Source organism: Flagellimonas olearia (assembly GCF_009184425.1).
GTDB lineage: Bacteria > Bacteroidota > Bacteroidia > Flavobacteriales > Flavobacteriaceae > Flagellimonas > Flagellimonas olearia.
In genome coordinates, this window is record NZ_WELG01000145.1 from 1 (window position 1) to 337 (window position 337).

General features: G+C 46.6%; 1 protein-coding gene. It reads left to right on the forward strand.

Annotation, left to right across the window (positions count from 1 at the left end):
• Positions 1–40: 40 nt before the first annotated feature.
• Positions 41–337, forward strand: a 297-nt coding sequence (locus F8C76_RS18235) for a hypothetical protein (protein ID WP_152132971.1), incomplete at its 3' end; no start/stop codon positions are given.

Sequence of the window (337 nt, forward strand, 5' to 3'; positions counted from 1 at the left end):
ACGGATGATGAGGACTGAATTAGAACAAATTCATGAGAGAATGGATAGGTTGGAAGAAGAGTCAACTCGGGGGCAGCCACGAAACGCTCCTGTTAGACAACCATATAGGCGAGTGCAACAAGGGGAGCAATGGGGGGATATTGAAGATGAAGAGGAGATGGAGGAGTTGGAAGAGCCACCAATGAATCGGGGCAGGTTTGGGCATGGTTATGGGTTTAGAGAAGCTAGGAATCGGGGAGATAACCACTTGGGTAGTATTAAGATGAAGATTCCGTCGTTCCAAGGAAAATCTGATCCCGAAACAAACCTTGAGTGGGAAAAGAAAATGGAGTTTGTG